Source organism: Vagococcus sp. WN89Y, assembly GCF_052220145.1.
Classification (GTDB): domain Bacteria; phylum Pseudomonadota; class Gammaproteobacteria; order Enterobacterales; family Enterobacteriaceae; genus Kosakonia.
Genome location: NZ_JBQPOM010000032.1, coordinates 53846 through 71297, shown reverse-complemented (window position 1 = coordinate 71297; position 17452 = coordinate 53846). Strand labels below are relative to the sequence as shown.

General features: G+C 50.0%; 22 protein-coding genes. 4 read left to right on the top strand and 18 right to left on the bottom strand.

The features are described 5' to 3' along the window. Positions 1-2: 2 nt before the first annotated feature. Both ACTU3N_RS14050 and ACTU3N_RS14045 read right to left on the bottom strand, forming a co-directional pair. Complete coding sequence (locus ACTU3N_RS14050; RefSeq protein WP_443086761.1) at positions 3-350, bottom strand: GPW/gp25 family protein; 348 nt, start codon at positions 348-350, stop codon at positions 3-5. Beyond that, the gene (locus ACTU3N_RS14045; RefSeq protein WP_443086760.1) at positions 347-982 is read right to left on the bottom strand and encodes a phage baseplate assembly protein V; all 636 of its coding nucleotides are present in this window, start codon (positions 980-982) and stop codon (positions 347-349) included. The genes ACTU3N_RS14050 and ACTU3N_RS14045 overlap by 4 nt, the downstream gene beginning before the upstream one ends. 101 nt (positions 983-1083) lie before the next feature. On the opposite strand from ACTU3N_RS14045, the gene ACTU3N_RS14040 reads away from it, so the two are divergent. Next, positions 1084-1749, top strand: coding sequence for a RipA family octameric membrane protein (locus tag ACTU3N_RS14040; RefSeq protein WP_443086759.1), 666 nt, complete (start codon positions 1084-1086; stop codon positions 1747-1749). 66 nt (positions 1750-1815) lie between these two features. Here ACTU3N_RS14040 and ACTU3N_RS14035 read toward each other — a convergent pair whose 3' ends face one another. The 13 genes from ACTU3N_RS14035 to ACTU3N_RS13975 all read right to left on the bottom strand — a co-directional run bounded on the left by ACTU3N_RS14035 (position 1816) and on the right by ACTU3N_RS13975 (position 8763). Continuing rightward, positions 1816-2616, bottom strand: coding sequence for a hypothetical protein (locus ACTU3N_RS14035; RefSeq protein WP_443086758.1), 801 nt, complete (start codon positions 2614-2616; stop codon positions 1816-1818). 37 nt (positions 2617-2653) lie between these two features. Then, positions 2654-3100 carry a phage virion morphogenesis protein gene (locus tag ACTU3N_RS14030; protein WP_443086757.1) on the bottom strand — a complete coding sequence of 149 codons (447 nt, stop codon included), beginning with the start codon at positions 3098-3100 and terminating at the stop codon, positions 2654-2656. Further along, positions 3093-3560 carry a phage tail protein gene (locus tag ACTU3N_RS14025; protein ID WP_443086756.1) on the bottom strand — a complete coding sequence of 156 codons (468 nt, stop codon included), beginning with the start codon at positions 3558-3560 and terminating at the stop codon, positions 3093-3095. Before ACTU3N_RS14025 ends, ACTU3N_RS14030 begins: the two co-directional genes overlap by 8 nt. After that, positions 3523-3768, bottom strand: coding sequence for an Rz1-like lysis system protein LysC (gene lysC, locus ACTU3N_RS14020; protein ID WP_443086755.1), 246 nt, complete (start codon positions 3766-3768; stop codon positions 3523-3525). Before lysC ends, ACTU3N_RS14025 begins: the two co-directional genes overlap by 38 nt. Beyond that, a complete protein-coding gene (gene lysB, locus ACTU3N_RS14015) occupies positions 3656-4090 on the bottom strand; it encodes an Rz-like lysis system protein LysB (protein ID WP_443086754.1) in 435 nt (144 codons plus the stop codon). The genes lysC and lysB overlap by 113 nt, the downstream gene beginning before the upstream one ends. Further along, on the bottom strand, positions 4072-4503 hold the full coding sequence (locus tag ACTU3N_RS14010; RefSeq protein WP_443086753.1) for a DNZ54_00345 family protein: 432 nt from the start codon (positions 4501-4503) through the stop codon (positions 4072-4074). Before ACTU3N_RS14010 ends, lysB begins: the two co-directional genes overlap by 19 nt. Next, positions 4500-5012 (bottom strand): lysozyme, encoded by a 513-nt coding sequence (locus ACTU3N_RS14005; protein ID WP_443086752.1) that lies wholly within the window; start codon positions 5010-5012, stop codon positions 4500-4502. The genes ACTU3N_RS14010 and ACTU3N_RS14005 overlap by 4 nt, the downstream gene beginning before the upstream one ends. Beyond that, positions 4996-5232, bottom strand: a complete 237-nt coding sequence (locus ACTU3N_RS14000; protein ID WP_443086751.1) for an HP1 family phage holin — start codon at positions 5230-5232, stop codon at positions 4996-4998. The genes ACTU3N_RS14005 and ACTU3N_RS14000 overlap by 17 nt, the downstream gene beginning before the upstream one ends. Continuing rightward, positions 5223-5426: a tail protein X gene (locus ACTU3N_RS13995; protein WP_443086750.1), complete on the bottom strand. Its 204-nt coding sequence runs from the start codon at positions 5424-5426 to the stop codon at positions 5223-5225. The genes ACTU3N_RS14000 and ACTU3N_RS13995 overlap by 10 nt, the downstream gene beginning before the upstream one ends. Further along, positions 5426-5935 (bottom strand): head completion/stabilization protein, encoded by a 510-nt coding sequence (locus ACTU3N_RS13990; protein WP_443086749.1) that lies wholly within the window; start codon positions 5933-5935, stop codon positions 5426-5428. The genes ACTU3N_RS13995 and ACTU3N_RS13990 overlap by 1 nt, the downstream gene beginning before the upstream one ends. A gap of 96 nt (positions 5936-6031) precedes the next feature. Further along, the gene (locus ACTU3N_RS13985; protein ID WP_443086748.1) at positions 6032-6769 is read right to left on the bottom strand and encodes a terminase endonuclease subunit; all 738 of its coding nucleotides are present in this window, start codon (positions 6767-6769) and stop codon (positions 6032-6034) included. A 3-nt stretch (positions 6770-6772) separates the two neighbouring features. Continuing rightward, entirely contained in the window at positions 6773-7852 is a 1080-nt protein-coding gene (locus ACTU3N_RS13980; RefSeq protein ID WP_443086747.1) for a phage major capsid protein, P2 family, read from the bottom strand. A 56-nt stretch (positions 7853-7908) separates the two neighbouring features. Further along, on the bottom strand, positions 7909-8763 hold the full coding sequence (locus ACTU3N_RS13975; protein ID WP_443086746.1) for a GPO family capsid scaffolding protein: 855 nt from the start codon (positions 8761-8763) through the stop codon (positions 7909-7911). A 175-nt stretch (positions 8764-8938) separates the two neighbouring features. Between ACTU3N_RS13975 and ACTU3N_RS13970 the strand changes: the two genes are divergently transcribed. Continuing rightward, positions 8939-10708: a terminase ATPase subunit family protein gene (locus tag ACTU3N_RS13970; protein WP_443086745.1), complete on the top strand. Its 1770-nt coding sequence runs from the start codon at positions 8939-8941 to the stop codon at positions 10706-10708. Next, on the top strand, positions 10708-11736 hold the full coding sequence (locus tag ACTU3N_RS13965) for a phage portal protein (RefSeq protein ID WP_443086744.1): 1029 nt from the start codon (positions 10708-10710) through the stop codon (positions 11734-11736). The genes ACTU3N_RS13970 and ACTU3N_RS13965 overlap by 1 nt, the downstream gene beginning before the upstream one ends. Here the strand turns inward: ACTU3N_RS13965 and ACTU3N_RS13960 are convergent, their stop codons facing one another. Then, the gene (locus tag ACTU3N_RS13960) at positions 11737-13317 is read right to left on the bottom strand and encodes a hypothetical protein (protein ID WP_443086743.1); all 1581 of its coding nucleotides are present in this window, start codon (positions 13315-13317) and stop codon (positions 11737-11739) included. 620 nt (positions 13318-13937) lie between these two features. Here ACTU3N_RS13960 and ACTU3N_RS13955 point away from each other — a divergent pair. Next, positions 13938-14648, top strand: coding sequence for a hypothetical protein (locus ACTU3N_RS13955; RefSeq protein WP_443086742.1), 711 nt, complete (start codon positions 13938-13940; stop codon positions 14646-14648). A 274-nt stretch (positions 14649-14922) separates the two neighbouring features. Here ACTU3N_RS13955 and ACTU3N_RS13950 read toward each other — a convergent pair whose 3' ends face one another. Further along, a complete protein-coding gene (locus tag ACTU3N_RS13950; protein WP_443086741.1) occupies positions 14923-15117 on the bottom strand; it encodes a hypothetical protein in 195 nt (64 codons plus the stop codon). A gap of 118 nt (positions 15118-15235) precedes the next feature. Continuing rightward, positions 15236-17452 (bottom strand): replication endonuclease, encoded by a 2217-nt coding sequence (locus tag ACTU3N_RS13945; protein WP_443086740.1) that lies wholly within the window; start codon positions 17450-17452, stop codon positions 15236-15238.

Here is a 17452-nt window from a genome sequence, read left to right as displayed (position 1 = left end):
TTTCAACTCACAGGGATGGTTAAAGAAAGGCTCTCGCCGGTATCGGTATGCTGGCCGGTTAGGCTGACAATCATCTGCCCGGTAAACTGGCGCTCCGTGGTGACGGATGTCAGGGTGATACGTGGCTCCCATTTCAGGACAGCCATATAACAGGCGGCCATGATTTGCAGCTCAAGGGCAGGCGTCTGCGGCTGGTCAATCATCGCCGACAGCAGCGAACCATAATCACGGCGCATTACGCGCGACCCGACCGGCGTGCGCAGGATATCGCTCAGGCTCTGGCTGATATGTTCGGCATCGGTAATGGTGCGCCCGTTGGTTCGGCTCATGCCAATATAACGTGCGGTCATAGTGGCGCTCCTGTTGTGCCGCCGCTGTCGCCGGGGTGTTGGTGGGTGTGCAGTACCTTGCCGTTTGAGGACAGCGCGCCGCCGGTATGCGCGATGTTGCCGCGCATCGTGCCGCCGTTTTGCACCTCCAGCGAACCGGTTACCAGCTTGTTTGTGCAGACCACTTCCGGCGTATCAAGCGTAACGCGGGAAGAAGCTTTGACCGTCACCACCGGCACGGTGGCGGTCAGGGATTCGGATGCCGTGACGTCAGCCGTTCTGATGCCGCTGACCGTCAGCGCACTGGTTTCGGGTTCGTACTCAATCACTGCGCCATCCGGGAAAGACATATGCCAGGCATCCGCCGAGGCTGACGGCGCAGGATGGTCATCGGAAAAAATAGCGGGCAGCACAAACGCGGTATCAAGCTCGCCGCCCACGGCCAGAATTAACACCTGTTCGCCAACGGATGGAGCCCACCAGGTACGCGAGCGCCCGGCGCGGTGCGTCAGCCACTGGAGCCAGTCGGTATAGATGCCGCCGGTCTGCACGCGACAACGACCGGCAATATGGTCGGTTTCGACAATAACGCCGGTGCGGATCATATTGCGCAGCGTACGGGCAAGTTCGTTGATGTTTGCTAGTGTGTTCATGGTACGTAGTGTGCGAAATATATGCTTGTCAACCAATCAAATGTCGTTCTACTATCAGCCAAACAAGATTTGTAATCCTTTAAAAAACATAAGGAAAGGAAATGGACTCGAATAATTATGATAAGGCATTTTCTATTAGAAAGTTTTCAGCACACAGAACCAAAATAGAAAAAAACAAACTTGCTCTTGAAAAGGCGCATGAGATTAGGAAATTTGAGATCGATTTATATTGGAAGCGAACCACTTATTTCTGGACAATTATCGCTGCTATATTCGCAGGTTACATACTGCTTGCCTCAAAAAACTCTGAAAAAACGATACAAAACGGCGATTGGTATCTCATTTTAATTGCCTTTGCAGGATTTATCTTTTCTTATGGTTGGTTCCTTCTTAATAAAGGCAGCAAATTCTGGCAAGAGAATTGGGAATTTCACATTGATAAACTGGAAGATGAAATAACTGGCCCTCTTTACAAAACCGTCTTATATAAAAAACCGTTAACAACCAAAGAGAAAAAATGGAAAAATCATCTATATGATTCAGGGAATTTTTCCGTATCTAAAATCAATCAATTTATCGCATTTTTCACTATGGTTTTATGGCTTATATTGATGGCAATGCCAAGCTCAACAATGTCAGAGTTCATTTCCATTATCCTTCTCATTTTGGTTATTACATATATTATGTGCAAGCATACCAGGAGTGAAATAACCGCAGAACCTGAAATCGTGAAAATAAAAGCAGCAAGCAGGAAAACAGAGTTTTAAAAACGATGGCGGCTAAATATCTGCCGCCAGTCTCGTAAATTGAGCTACTTTCATCACTCATTTTAGTTAGCGCTTTTTATTTTTATGCTTCTTTCTTCTTTTTCGTTCCAACGAATTCGTTATAGCTCGTTCTTTTTCAGCTTGTTTATTCCACAGTTCTACACCCATAGCTGCTTGCTCATACAAATTATTTATTACAGGGAAACTCTCAAACAGTTTCCGGAGGACAGGTGACGCTTCTAATTTCCCTTTATCCATCACAAAAACAACATGTTTGGCAAGGAAATATAATGATATTGAGTAACACAACACGGTAATTTGCCACCATATTGACTGTATTAGATTGAACTTACCATTCGCAATATCAAAAGACACCGTTAAGAAATAGCAAGATGTTAACAGGCTCATCGTAGTTAAAACTATCGCCGCTTTCTTCGGATATTTTTTGCGCCCCACTTTATATTTAAATAACCTAAATAAGCTAACATTCCCAAAAAGCATGAATCCAAATCCAGCCATACTAATATCAATAGTAACGTTTGTAAGTTTTGACGCTGTTGTTGCATATATGAAGCCCATAACCATTAAAAATGCCAGCAGGTTAAAAAGCTCAAATCTTGTACTTTTATAAAGCTCTCTAAAATAAGGTGTGCCTTTATTAAGCATCGCCATACCAAAATCATAAAAATATATTAAAACCACAACCCACATTACAGATGGTAGTATATATTTATATGCACCAACAATAGTATTCCACATTGCCTCAAATATATTTGCATATAAAAATGCAAAAATAGAACATTCAGGGAATGCAACAGTACTCCATATAGTCGATATAATAATCGTTAAATAGACCAAAAACTTCATTTAAGCTCCCAGATATTTTTATATATGCCATTCCAGTTCATCTTAAGCTGTCCAGTAATCTTTCTTCAATGAAATTGATGTCGTCTTTTTCGACTCCTAGCAACGGCCGTACAGAGTAGACGACTGCGGTATGGTTACGAGCCGGTTTATCTTTAAGTCCATACTGATGCACCCGCGCAATACGCTGCACCTTGCCGGTAAACTCGACCACTGCTTCGTTGTCATCCCCTCTGGCTTTCAAATAGCGATTCGTGCGCAGCTTCGCGAACATCTCACGCTTAACACGCCCCTGTTTGCCACGTATGGGCTGAGGCTTGCGCGGGGCATATGCAGTACCGTCCGGCGCTTTCTGCGCTTTAATACGCTGTTGCTGGCGCTGGCGCAGTTTCTTCGCAATATCGACAGCCATACTCCGGCGGCTGGTTGGTGAGAGCGCAGCGATCAGCCCGGCCAGCTTGTTATCGAACGGCGCGAACTCATCCATGCCACTTACTCACCAGTTCGCCGTTAACATACATCTCAACCGGGCGGGTGACCGGCTCGGGCGGTGGAGGTTCGGCAACCGTCTGCACATGGAGCGCAGCGTCAACTTCTTTAACCAGCGTGCGCTCGGTCAGCAACAGGCTGATGCTGATATCGAAACTGCTGTCATTGTTGATGTCGGCGTAAAAGGTAAAGCCCTTTTTCTGCCCTTCGTCGGTGGTCATGATGTCCGGCTGATGCTCGCGCAGCCAGGCCATCACCGGCACAAGCAGCAGGTCAAAGTCACCGGTGAAATCTGTCACTACCACATTGAGCGTGTATTGCTTTTCAAATGACAGCGACGCGGCCAGCGTGGCGGCAATTTTGCCGTTATCAATAAACAGGCGCAGCATATCGGGATTGGTGCGCAGCACCGGCACCGCATCAGTAAGCGCCTGGCGCAGGCTGTCGGGTTTCAGCATTTAATTCGTCCTGGCAGTGTTTGATAGTTTCAACCTGTAACGCGCAGTTTTCTAATGCACGCTCAAGGCTGCGGATATCGGCACTTAAATCGCCGTTAGTCTGCGGATCGCTTCCCGGCATCGGGCAGAGGCTCACCTTCGGGCAGGCGTTGTAAACAATCACCGGCGCTGGCGCAGGCGGCGCGCTTGTGCAACCGGCGCACAGCATCAGGCAAATCAGCGCTGTACCAGCGGCGAAAGGCTTCATTCTCATTAAGTAACCTCGTGATAGTTTTCTCCCGCTGCGCCTCACGTTCACTGGCGGCATTCAGCTTCTGGCGTAAATCCACCTGCGCCCGTTCGTTTTTATCCGCCCGGTCACTGGCAACAATGAGCTGGTTTTTCAGCATGCCGATCGTTGTTTTTTGTTCACTGGCGACACGGTTAGCTTTTTCCAGTGAGCGGCTCAGGTTGCCGTTTTCATGGCGCAGCCACAGCATCCCGGCGAGCGCCAGTAACCCGGTCAAAAATATCACAGCAAGTCTGGACACAGACCAGCCTCCTCAATGCGCTGACGGTAAGAGGTGCGCACTGCCCTGAATATCTGCACGCACATCACATACAGTAGCGCCGTAAAAATCCAGCCTGCACCGGCCAGGCAGGCGAAAGTGCCAGCAAAAATCATCAACGACCAGAAGGTGCTGAGCGCAGAGGGTTCGCGACAAAAGACTGCGCGAAAAATCTTCATATCCCTGTCATTCAGAGAGCCAGATTTGTGTCTGTTTCTCAGCCAGTGGTCATATGCGGCCACACCGGCAAGGCTGATAACAATACAAACCAGGCACTCGAAGAGCGCCCACGCAGCCACAAAGTTAACCGCCACGCTTTGCGGGGCTGTCAGTCCCCTGAACAGCATCAGCGCCAACAGGACATTAAAAATCTGTGAAATCAGAGCGTTCTTCATTGGGTTACTCCTTTCATGCAGTACGCCAGTTCCCGCGCGCGTCGATTCTCCAGCCCTTTATTCCTTGAGCCGTTGACGTACACCCAGCGGGTGAGCTGACTGCACGCCTGTTTCCATTTTTTCTGGTTCAGGAAATAAACCAGCGTGGACTTACACGCTGCGCCGCTTCCAACGTTAAAGGCGAAACTCACCACGGCGTCATACACGCGCGGCGGCATATCCACCGGCACGCAGACCGCGAGACGGCGCTCAACGTTCAGCACATCCGCAACCAGATTGCTGGCCGCCTGTTGCCCGGTAATGTCTCCTTTTGGTACCACCCCGGCAGTGTGGCCGATGCCTGATGTCCATACGCCCGCGCTGCACTGGTAGGGGCGCAGACGGCAACCTTCAAGGTCTGCAATCAGGGCAAGCCCCTCCCGCGAGGTATGGAGTAAACGAAAATCAGGCACCAGTGCCGCCAGCGCCAGCACGGCGGCCACACTGCAACGTTTAACGGTTAATGACATTACGCATTGCCTCCCCGGTGATGGTGCGTTGCTCAAGCTGCATCGACAGCAGCGCATAACTTTTGCGCCGGTAATACCAGTTCACGCCCACGGTCAGGACGACGCCCAGCACACCGAACCAGGCGGCAAAATCCTGCGGCGTCATCGCCCCGAACGCGGCCAGCGCCGCACTCAGCCAGTAAGCAATAAACGAGGTGATCCGTTCGATATTCAGTCCCACAGATTGACGGTCTCCGTAACGGGTGATGACTGGACGGCAGGCAGTTCAATGGCAGTGCCATGCGCCAGCACAGCCCCCAGCTCAGCCAGCCCCGGATTTGCGGCGAGCACCGTCTCGAAAACGCCCTCCGTGCGCCCGTAATACCGGGCGCAGATAACATCGAGCGTGTCGCCCTGCTGCGCGTAAACCTTCATCAGATTTGGCTCACAATGCAGCGGGGTTTGTCCTGAATGCGCGCCACTGACCAGCGCATATCACGCCACAACTCATCAATCGTGGTATCAATGCTGTCAGCTTTCTTGTCGCCTTTGGCGCTCGCATCAACGCCGCGATAACGTTCGTACAGCGTGGCGGTCGTCATCGCACAAACCGCGCGCTCGTAATGAAACACACGCATGTTTTCGCCATCGAGCGAGTCTGACGGCACATCGGCCAGTTGTTTAAACCCGGCGGCGAGCTGCGCCTGGCGGTATTCGTACAGCTCCGCATTGGTCTCGGCCATCCCGGATTTAATCGCTTCACGCAGGCGCGCCGGGGCGACGGTCTGCTCAAGGCGCATCAGGTCACGTACACGCTTCGGATCGATGTCGGGAAAGAAAAAGGTATTCTTTATCACCGGCTCATCGCTCGCTGACGGTGGGATAACCACCGTGCCGCCGACAGGCTGCGGCTCCTCGTTTTTTTGAATAATCAGCGTCGTCATGACTACCTCTGAAAAGGTGGGCGGTGGACGCCGGTCGCAGCGAAGGTGAACCACCTGCATTGACCGGCGTGCCGCCCTGGCGCGGGGCGCATTCGGTTAACCGGCGTTCTTTCGCGGGCGACCGCGTTTTGCCGGGGTCGCGCTTTTTGTTTTGCGCGGTGTTTTTACGGGTGCTCTGGCTGCGGGCTTCGGTTTCAGCTCGCGCTCAAGCCGTTCAATCTCTTTTTTCACTCCGGCCTGACAGTCGAGCTGCATCGCCCGTTGCAGATGTTCGAGCGCACCGGCAAATTGCTTCTCTTCGCGCAGGACAAACCCGGCGATTTTGTGCAGCTTTGCGCGCACCTCATCGGGCATATCGGCGGCAGCGGTCAGGGCAAGCGTGTCGAGTAGCTGACTCACCTCGACCGGCTCACCGGCGGCATGAGCGCGCATGGCGGCGAGCGCCACCTCTTCGGTGAACATGTAAGGCGGGGTGCGGCGGTGCCTGCCCGGCATGGTGAGACCGTACTTAAACGCATAGCGGGCGATGTCCAGCGCACCGGCGATATCACCGACATCGAGACGCCACAGCATGACCGTCATCAGAATGTCGTCCTGAGCACCCTTGCCCTGGTCGAGCACGCCACTGACCCACGGCAGATAAAAGGGCAGCAGCTCGCGCTTTTTCACGGCTTTCAGCTCTTTCGAGTAAATGGCTTTCAGGGTGCGTTGGTCTGCGGCCAGCTTAACCAGCATCTGCTCATAGGCAGTGGCATGTCGCAGCGGGTTGTCTTCCCGCTGCGCGGTCGTGATGGCCGAGACCCGCATCATGTGACGCTGTGCGGGGCTCGTCATCGGTTACGCCTCCGCTTTCGTGTCGTCAGCGGCTTTTGCTGGCGCAGAGAAATCACCGGTTTTAATGTTTTCCACCAGGCAACCGGCGGCGTAGTCTTCCACCACGTAATCGATGTTCATCGACTCGTAGTTTTCCACGCGGTCGAGCTTCGCATTCTCATCAATCACGCGGCGGTGGCTCTCATCCATAAAGTAGATGGAGAGATTATCGAGCCGGGTGATAAACATCGCGTCAGCCGGGAAGAACGGCACACGCACCGCCGGTAAATTGCCGATACGCTTCTGGCTGATGATGACATCAGCGGCCAGCATTTCGCTGTTGTCCTGCTCTTTGTTGACGATGGGGAAATATTTATCGGCCAGTAGCTGACGACCGACAATCACCACAAGGTCAGGGTCTTCCTGATACCACGGCGCGATCAGGTTGTTGGTCGCATCCATCACCACGGCGTCAAGGTTGGCAAAGTCCCCGCCCTGACCGACGCGGATCACATCAGAAATGACCTGCCCCTCTTCATCCGTCACCTTACTGAATACGCGCGCCGGGGCTTCGTTGCGGTACTTCTGCAACCAGCCGACCGCGACATCCTGCAATAACGGGTTTTCCGCACGGTTGGAGGTGGCTGCGCGCTTCACGCCATTGAAACCGGCCATGATGAAATCGAGCGACTGACGCTTGATGATGGCGTTACGGATACGCAACTGAAAATCCTGATAACGCGCCCACAGGTCGAGGGTTTTGTAACGGATATGGAAGTCGAAATTGATCTGATCGCATTCGTATTTATTGGATTCAAGCTGCGCAAAATCCTGCGTCTGGCGCGCGGTTCCGCCAGCGGTATCGGCAGTGCTGGCAATCGAGCCAGTGACGCCGACGCCAACCTTTTCGCCTTTCAGCTCACCGACCGGCACGATATTGATGCGGGTCAGAAAGTCTGAGGACTCCTGCACGGTATCCATCAACGTTTGCGTGACGGACGGTTCAACGGTGAATTTCTTTGACACATCACCGACGTCGATACCGTTCAGCTCGGCAACGCGGGACAAAAAAGCATTAAATTTAAATCGGGTTTCGGGGCGCATACGGTTTCCTGAATAAGGTATTTATCGGGTTATGGCTCTGGCCTGTCGGGTCACTGTCAGCAGTTGGTCTGCATCGCTTCGCCACTGCCGCCGGTGGCTTTGCTACGGCGCTGTTGCGTCAGGCTTTCGGTACTGTCGAGCGTGGTTTTAAGCTGCGTGAATGCCTGACTGGTCTGCTCGGCTTTGCTGGTCACCTCCTGCCTGAGCGCAGTAAAAGAGGTCTCCAGCTCCGCGATGCGTTTATCCGTTGCGCTGAGGTTTTCCTGCACATGCTCGCTGACGGCGGTCACGGCTTCGTGTACATCCTGAAAACGGGCGTCATCGCTGGCCTGCTTGCGGCTGAAAATGCCTTTCACTTTTTCGGTCAGGGCGGTGAATACTGTTTCGGGCAGGTCTTCGAACTCCAGTTCGGCGAGGGTTGCCACGGAAATCAGGTTTTCAGGATTCGCTTTGAAGCGGTTGAGCGGGTTGTGTTTTGCGTTGCGACAAAATTCCAGATATTCGGTGCCGAGGCTTGCCGGGTCATCGGTGACCGCCAGACCAACGAGATAGCATTTGCCACTGTTGGCGAAATTCGGCTGGATCTCCATTGAGGTGTAAACTTTCTGCCCTTTCGCCACCATGTCGACCAGTGTGTCGAGCGGGGCAATTTTGCCGAACAATGCCAGCTTGCCGTTAAGCACGGAATCGTCTTCAATTTTCTCCGCTTTCAGCTCAACCACATCGCCGTAACGGGCAAATGCGCCATCCGGCAGCAGGCCACGCAGGTGTTCAAGGTTGATGCGGCAGCCATAGACGCGCGGGTCGAAACTAGCGGCCATTTCCTGAATATCGGTCGCGCTGATAATGCGCCCGTCGCAGGTATCGCCCTCGACGCCGATACGAAAGAATTTTGATACTTTTTTTGCCATCGTCAGGAGTCCTGATTGTGTGAGAAGGGTTCACGTTTTTCAGGGGATAGTTTCCCGGCTCGTCCGTTGGTTCGCCATCAGTCACGGATGGCTTGCCCGCGACACATCAGTACCTTAGCGAATCGCCGCTCCCGCTTAAGTAGCCTTGCCGTGTACCAACAACGGCGAGGCATCCATGACCATCACCACAGACACATCACTCCTGCACGACCCGCGCAGAAAGGCTGCGCTGCTTTACTGGCAGGGGTTTTCCGTGCCGCAAATTTCGGCGATGTTGCAGACCAAACGGCCAACGGTGCAGAGCTGGAAACAGCGCGACGGGTGGGACGAAACGGCACCACTTAACCGGGTTGAAAACACGTTAGAAGCGCGGTTAATCCAGCTGTACGCCAAGCCGGAAATGACGGCGCATGATTTTAAGGTGGCGGATTTTCTGGCGCGCCAGATGGAGCGCTTTGCGCGCATCACCCGCTACGGCCAGACGGGTAACGAGGCTGACCTGAATCCGAACGTGGCGAACCGCAACAAGGGCGAGCGTAAAAAGCCGAAAAAGAATTTTTTCAGCGACGAGGCTGTCGAAAAGCTGGAGGAGATTTTTTTCGCGGAGTCCTTCGACTATCAGCTGCACTGGTATCGCGCCGGGCTGGCGCACCGCATCCGCGACATTCTGAAATCCCGCCAGATTGGCGCGACATTTTATTTTTCCCGCGAGGCGCTGCTGCGTGCGCTGAAAACCGGCCATAACCAGATATTTTTATCCGCCAGTAAAACGCAGGCGTATGTGTTTCGTGAATACATCATCCAGTTTGCGCGCCGGGTGGATGTCGACCTGAGCGGCGACCCGATTGTCATCGGCAACAACGGCGCAAAGCTGATTTTCCTCGGCACCAACTCCAACACTGCGCAGAGCCATAACGGCGACTTGTATGTCGATGAGATTTTCTGGATACCTAATTTCCAGCGGCTGCGCAAAGTTGCCTCCGGCATGGCCTCGCAAAAACACCTGCGCTCGACCTACTTCTCCACGCCCTCAACCCTCGGGCACGGCGCTTTCCCGTTCTGGTCTGGCGACCTGTTCAACAAGGGGCGCAGCAGCGCAAAAGAGCGTGTTGAAATTGATATCAACCATACCGCGCTGGCCGGTGGCGTTGCCTGTGACGATGGTCAGTGGCGGCAGATTGTCACCATCGAGGACGCCCTCGCCGGGGGCTGTACCCTGTTTGACCTGGACACGCTGCGCAAGGAAAACAGCGCCGAGGATTTCCGTAACCTGTTTATGTGCGAGTTCGTTGACGACAAGGCGTCGGTGTTTCCGTTCGAGGAGCTGCAACGCTGTATGGTCGACAGTCTGGAGGAGTGGGACGACTTCGCGCCCTTTGCCGCGCATCCGTTCGGCTCGCGCCCGGTATGGGTGGGTTACGACCCTTCGCACAGCGGCGACAGCGCCGGATGCGTAGTGCTTGCACCGCCAGTGGTTGCCGGTGGCAAGTTCCGCATTCTGGAGCGTCACCAGTGGAAAGGGATGGACTTTGCCACACAGGCCGATTCCATCCGCAAGCTCACCGAAAAATATAACGTCGAGTACATCGGTATCGATGCGACCGGCCTCGGCGTCGGCGTGTTCCAGCTTGTGCGCTCGTTCTATCCCGCCGCCCGTGACATACGTTACACGCCGGAAATGAAAACCGCGATGGTACTCAAGGCGAAAGACGTGATCCGCCGAGGCTGTCTCGAATATGACGTCAGCGCCACCGATATCACCACTTCGTTTATGGCAATCCGCAAAACCATGACCAGCAGCGGACGCAGTGCCACCTACGAGGCCAGCCGCAGCGAGGAAGCGAGTCACGCGGATGTGGCGTGGGCGACCATGCACGCGCTGTTAAACGAACCGCTGACCGCCGGTAGCGGCCATGCATCCCCATCCATTCTGGAGTTTAATTAATGAGTAAACAAAAGCGCCGTGCAACGCAGCAAAAGCCGGTTAACACTATGACTGCCAGCTCACCGAAAATGGAGGCATTCACCTTTGGCGAGCCGCTGCCGGTGCTCGACCGCCGCGATATTCTGGATTATGTGGAGTGCATCAGTAACGGTAAATGGTTCGAGCCGCCAATAAGCTTTACCGGGCTGGCGAAAAGCCTGCGAGCTGCGGTGCATCACAGCTCGCCGATATACGTGAAGCGCAATATTCTGGCCTCGACGTTTATTCCGCATCCGCTCTTATCTCAACAGGATTTCAGCCGCTTTGTGCTCGACTTTCTGGTGTTCGGTAACGCCTTTTTAGAAAAGCGGTTCAGCGCCACCGGCAAGGTGATGAAACTGGAGCCGTCCCCGGCCAAATATACCCGCCGGGGCGTGGAGGAGGATGTTTACTGGTGGGTACCGTCATTTGACCAGCCGCAGCCGTTCGCGCCGGGCTCAGTGTTTCATCTGCTGGAGCCGGATATCAATCAGGAGCTTTACGGGATGCCGGAATACCTCAGCGCATTAAATTCGGCCTGGCTGAATGAATCCGCCACGCTGTTCCGCCGCAAGTATTACCAGAACGGCGCGCATGCGGGTTACATCATGTACGTCACCGACGCTGCGCAAAGCAGTACCGATGTTGAGGCGCTGCGCGACGCCATGCGCAGCTCGAAAGGGCTCGGCAACTTTAAGAATCTGTTTTTCTACGCACCGAATGGAAAATCAGACGGCATTAAAATCGTGCCGCTCAGTGAGGTAGCGACAAAAGATGACTTTTTTAATATCAAGAAGGTCAGCGCCGGTGATCTACTCGACGCACACCGCATACCGTTTCAGCTTATGGGATGTAAACCGGAGAACGCCGGATCAGTGGGAGATGTTGAGAAGGTCGCGAAGGTATTTGTGCGTAATGAACTTATGCCGCTGCAGGACAGAATACGCGAGGTTAATGATTGGCTTAGAATAAACGTTATTACGTTTAAAAATTATAGCCTCGAAATTTAATTAACACTCAAGCAAACTTGATGAAACTGAGTCATAGAAATAAGCATCTTCATTTTCACTTCTTTTGCGGAAATCTTGCACAACCGTTATTATCTGGTTGTGCAATTGAGTAATATCTCTTCCATGCATCATCTTATTAATTTTAATTTCATAACTCGAGAATAAATATTCGTCATCATTAAAATATCCAAACCCACTCGCTGTAAATAAAAGGCATACGATCATAGAAGTGAAATTAAGAGGTATCGCAATGAACGTATGCACTTTTTTTGTATGATCAAACTTAAACTGAACATCAGGGAATTTAATTCTCAATGCAGGTCTAGAGCCATTATTTTTCAACATAGAAACCATAGTTTTGATATTATTTAAATTTTCATAAAAATCCCTAAAACTAAGCTGGCAATGTTTTACAAAATGATATTTGTTCGCTAATAGAACGAAATCTTTCATTGTGTCATGAAGTAGTTTAAGCTTTATTATCTCTTTTTTATCAACTTTATCATTGCCGGTTATTTTGTAGCAGAACTCCCTCCCCTCTCCATTAACCAAGCGAACTTTAAGTGAACTTGCGTCACAATAGAGATATTTTTTCAGCATCAATAAATCACTTAACTCAAGCAAATTAACGACCTTATCCTCCGAGGAAAAGATGATCTCTGCAATAGGCTTTTTTATACCTACATTCAAATCAAAGTTATCAGCTTTCACTCTAAATTCAGACAAATCTTCAGGGGCACTTAAAGCCAAAGGAGACATAAAACACTGGCAAGGGAACATTAATTCAAAACTATCCTTTTCAAAGAAAACGTTACCACAGAAATTAGCCGCCACCTCTGTTAATTTTATAGTTGCATTTTCAAGACTAAGATTATCAACTTTAATTTTAATACCAAATCGTTTATCCCACCCTCTAATATTAGTGATATTTACTTCGTTATCATAACCAAGAGAGGCTTTTACTATCGCTTTCAAATCATCTTTTGAGGCAAGGTCAAAGCTTAAATCCAGAATACCATTTTCGTACCCCAGCGTTTTCAAAAGTTCCAATTTTTTGGATGCATATGCTCCCATACCATCCTGAACATAAGATTCTATTTTTCTCTTAAGCGCAGCGCCACTATATTCACTAATTTTATCTTTATCACTATATGTGACGGACATCATTTTTTTATGAAGATTCGAGGCCTGGCTTACTTCACACTCCCTTACCTTTTTTAAAATTTTGAAGATCCATTCTCGATCAATATGCACCAGATAGATCGCTACCGGATTGATATCATTTCCATATTCAGCAAAAAAGAAAAAACATGGAAGATGAGACTCACAAAACCTTTTGAGATTAGAAAGCTTAACGCTTACTGATTTTTTATTTTTATCAGTTGATTTAATTTGGACCATACATTGTATAGGCTGCGTAGGTTGCTGCATTGTCAAGCTTGTATGGGAAGGTAACGGGAACTCTACAAAAGAATCCCATCCTGCGGAATCGTTGTTTTGCGAATTGTTACAGATCAACCCAACGGAAGAGCATAGCTTCGCAAAATCATTATGCCCCATGTCTCCTACTCTTCTTCCCATACAACCATTAATCCTATGTCTGGTAATGTTTCGCTCTATTAGCGTAATCAGCAAAGCCTTTTTATTTTAATGCAGATGAAAAAAAAGCAGAAGTATTAACTTCCCGCGCGCAGTGCTTTCCCCGCCTCGCCTGCCCGCTTCAGGGGCCGGTTTTAATGCAGTTGCATGAGACTCTTGGAACCGCGCCAGCTCTGGCATGGAGCCCCAAGAAAACAGCCAGGAAATGCATGCAATTTAAGACACGTTATGCATGCATGGCTTCGGAAAGGTTAATTCATGGATTACTCAGGGCTCATTGGCTCTCTGATCTTGCCCTCATCCTTAAGATCTTACCCACTACAGACACAGTTACGATAGCTAAAACGATGGAGAAAAGACCAAGAAAGATGAGCAAGGAAAGCAATGGATGTATCAACCCCCCCAGGCTTGTAAAATCACTCAGCCTACCTAGCTGTTCAGGAGAAAGAACACGTAAAATGATCTCTGGAATAATGAGAAAGAAAATAATAACGGTAAGAACATAAATTAGCACTTTTTTGGCTTTTCTCATATTCCTTCTTGCCCTCTTTGGCTACCCTGATCAATTATTGAATGATAATGATACAGCAAGGTTATATAAAATGGCACAAACATACTTGCAACTGAAAATGCAGTCTAATAAGCAATTAGCTATCGCGCTGACACATGCATTAAAAGACATGCATGCGGATCATATGGCCACCATAGAAAAAGTAAAACAAGGCGGGCAGCGGTTAGTAAACTATGGTTCTTGCCTTATGCCTGATGAATACTATCGTAGCGCCTGCCGGGATATGTTTAGAGAGGACAAGCGGTTAGTGTTTTCGGTAAGTGAAATTTACCATAGAGACGATGTGGTCCTGGATATGGTTGAAATTTACTTTCGGAAAACTCTTACAAGGCTTGGGGAACAAAAAAGCTTCAATCTCGTATCCCATGTTGAAAAACTGTTAGGCAAAGCAGCAGAGCACGCATCCGTGGGAGCCAGTAAAAAGTCTCTGGCATTTACTCTTGCCAAACTTATTATAAATAGCGGTGATTTCCAGCAGAAACACATTAAAATCGTCAATAGTTTTTCAACTTGGTTTGTGAATGGATTGACGTTATATTCCAAAGCGCAAGTAGCTGCATCAGCAGCAAATAGACTCAAGTATCAAGACTCTACTTACTATCAGGCGCTGTATAAAGAAAACCTTGAAATGCTCTACTTTCTTATTGAGCCAAACATGTCAGAAATAATTTATCAAATTAACTCAGGCGATAATAACGAAGAAAAAATTGGAGATGCTCTGTACGAGATTTTAAGAAAATGAAGCGTGCGATTCTTTGGCTATTACAGCAGCATTTATATTTAGTCCCTGCTGCTATTATAGTAGCAGGGGTTTATGCCTTTGCGCGTTTTATCCCAAATTATGCTGGCTTACTTAGTTTTCTGTGGATAGTCATAGTTTCTGTTGTATATATAAAATACAATAGATGGAATTAGTCGAAAAAATAATTACAAATCAATAGATTACATCACATGTTCACCCGGAAGTATTGAATAGATTATCAATACTCCGGGCCAGGCAGGACACTGCAATAATTTTACTTTTGTTCTAAAGGAGCCGCTGAGAAGGATACTTGATAAAAATTATTTTTTAGTAAGTTATCTCTCGCCATTTCTGCGATTAAATCTAACGCAATTTCACGATCCCTTTCGCGGCATACCCCTTCGGCAGTCAAACGCGCAATCATCTCAACTCGTTCCAGCATGACCCATTCTTTTAACTCTTCCGCCACTCGTGCTCCCCTTGCAATTCACTGTTTATTTATACAGTATAGCGCATTAAAAAAAGATGAAAAGAAAAAACAGCGACTCAGTGAAAAGTATATCTGTCTGATATATCGACAATTAAATTTAATCCTGCTTTACCGCATCAACCAGTGTCTCAAAACGCTTGAGAATTTTAAGGGCTTTCTCCTGGTACGATGGAGCTGCCGAAAATACCTCTCCCTGAGCCGAACCTCTGCACCACTTGCCGTTAAAACAGCTCTTACCGCCAGATACCAGGTGCAGGGCTTCGCCCCGGCTGATTTCAGTACCAGTAGTGATTCTAATCTCATCGATAGTGCGAGCTATTGATTCGCTTTGTTTATCCGTTCCGTGCATGAAATTGCGTCGCATAACAGGCTTTTTATCCCTTATCCGATTTGTTAGCTGCCTCCTTTCATATCGACTCAACGGCTTCGATAAATCCAGCACCGGCGGATCGCTTTCGCTTCCCGTACAGTTATTGACAGAACTCCGAGAGGGCGCAGGCGCGCCCTTAACTTCAACCCCCTCGACCTGCGCACGCTTCGGCACAATCTTCCACTGCGTAAGACGGGTCAAAATCGGGGAACCATCGCCGATATAAGTGTCATAAACACCACGAATACATACGGTCTCCTCACCGTACTGGTTATATTCGGTGCGCGCTTCATACAACGTGCGTACCTGGAGATCGTCACGGCGAACAAACGGGCCACCCTGAGCGTTAACGTAGCCAGCCCAATCACCCGCGTCAGCAGCATCATGAACAGCAGCAAACTCAACACTCAGACCATGAGCGGTTTCGGTGTCAGTCAGGCGGCGTAATTCCCGGTAAACGGTAACCGGCGCACCGCCGATAAACTGAAACTGTCGGATGCGCCAGCGCGCCGCCCAGGCTGAAACAGCGGGAGCCGTCTCTTTCAATAGCTCTCCGCTTTCATCGTCTTTTTCGTCATCGAGCGCATAACCATCGATATTCTTCGAAATGTATTTAGCGACATACCCCGTTGCGCTGCCCTTCTCCGGGTCAATCGCCTCGGCATGAAAGCGCGCCTTTTTGGCTTTATCGCTTTTCAGTTCGTGCGCATCTTCCTGCCATGCGTAATCGCGCAGAACGCTACGCACACGCTCGACATCTTCCGGCAGCATAAACATCAACATATGCCAGTGAGGCGTGCCGTCATGGTGTGGCTCAGCAACACGGATACCGAAAATACGGATTTCTTCGCGATGGAGTTTTGCGCGAATACGCGCCCATAAATCGGTGAGATAATTTTGTGTATCGGACGGGCTGGCACCGCTCCATTTGTGGTTACGGTATCCGGCTTTTGTTGTAGCGTGATATTTCGATGGTGCGGTCAGCGTATAAAATTCGCCAACGTAACCGAGCTCATTGCAGATATTTTCAAAGCCACGAATACGGGTCATCAGCTCACAACGACGGATCGCCGGATTAGCGACCGAGCCATCGTATTTTTCAATCAGGCTGATGCGGTTGCCGTCTTCGTCTTCAAGCTCAAGACCTTTGAGAAATTCGCGCGTGCGGCGCTTTTGTTCACGCCAGTCGGTTACGCAATTTTTACTCGCGTATGCGTGTTTTTTCTTGCTGACATTACCCATCGCGATTTGCAGATGTTCGCGCCACGACGCTGCGACTTTACGCAGACGGCTACGCCACCACGTTTCAGTAAACATGCGGATCACTGCCGGGGCGACTTTATCCTGATCCCAATACTTTGTTGTCGTTCCTCCCCAATGCGGCGGAGTGACATTAAATTGCAGCGTGATTAACCCGGCGCGCATATACCAGGCGTTGAGTGTCGCCAGTTCGCCTAAATCAGCATCATCATTATCAGCCAGTTCAGAGCGAATAAAATTCGCGATATCAGCAGCCAGTAAATCGATATCGGCTCTCGACATATCAGGAAGCCGGTTATAGCGAGCCACCATATTGACCATGCGTGAGGCGACATATTGCTGCAACTCAGTATCAAAATGACCACCAAATACCGAGGCGGAAACATCGCTTTTAATACCGGTGACCTGGTATTTTTTTGCGACCAGTTCAAGCCGTGGTAATGCTCTCTTGCAGAAGGTAACTAAAAAAGCATTGGCGCGGTGACTGCCCTGATGTTTTTCCAGTCCGTCAGCCGTGCGAAGCACGTCATAACGAACACACTCAGGCTGGAGAGAAAGCGCTTTTCGCGCATGCAGCAAAGCCGCAATCATGCGATCGCGGCGATACTGTTCGGCGTAGGTAATATAGGGGCTGGCTATTGCTGACCGTGGTGCGTTCCACTGATGAGCGTAGGAAATTGCCAC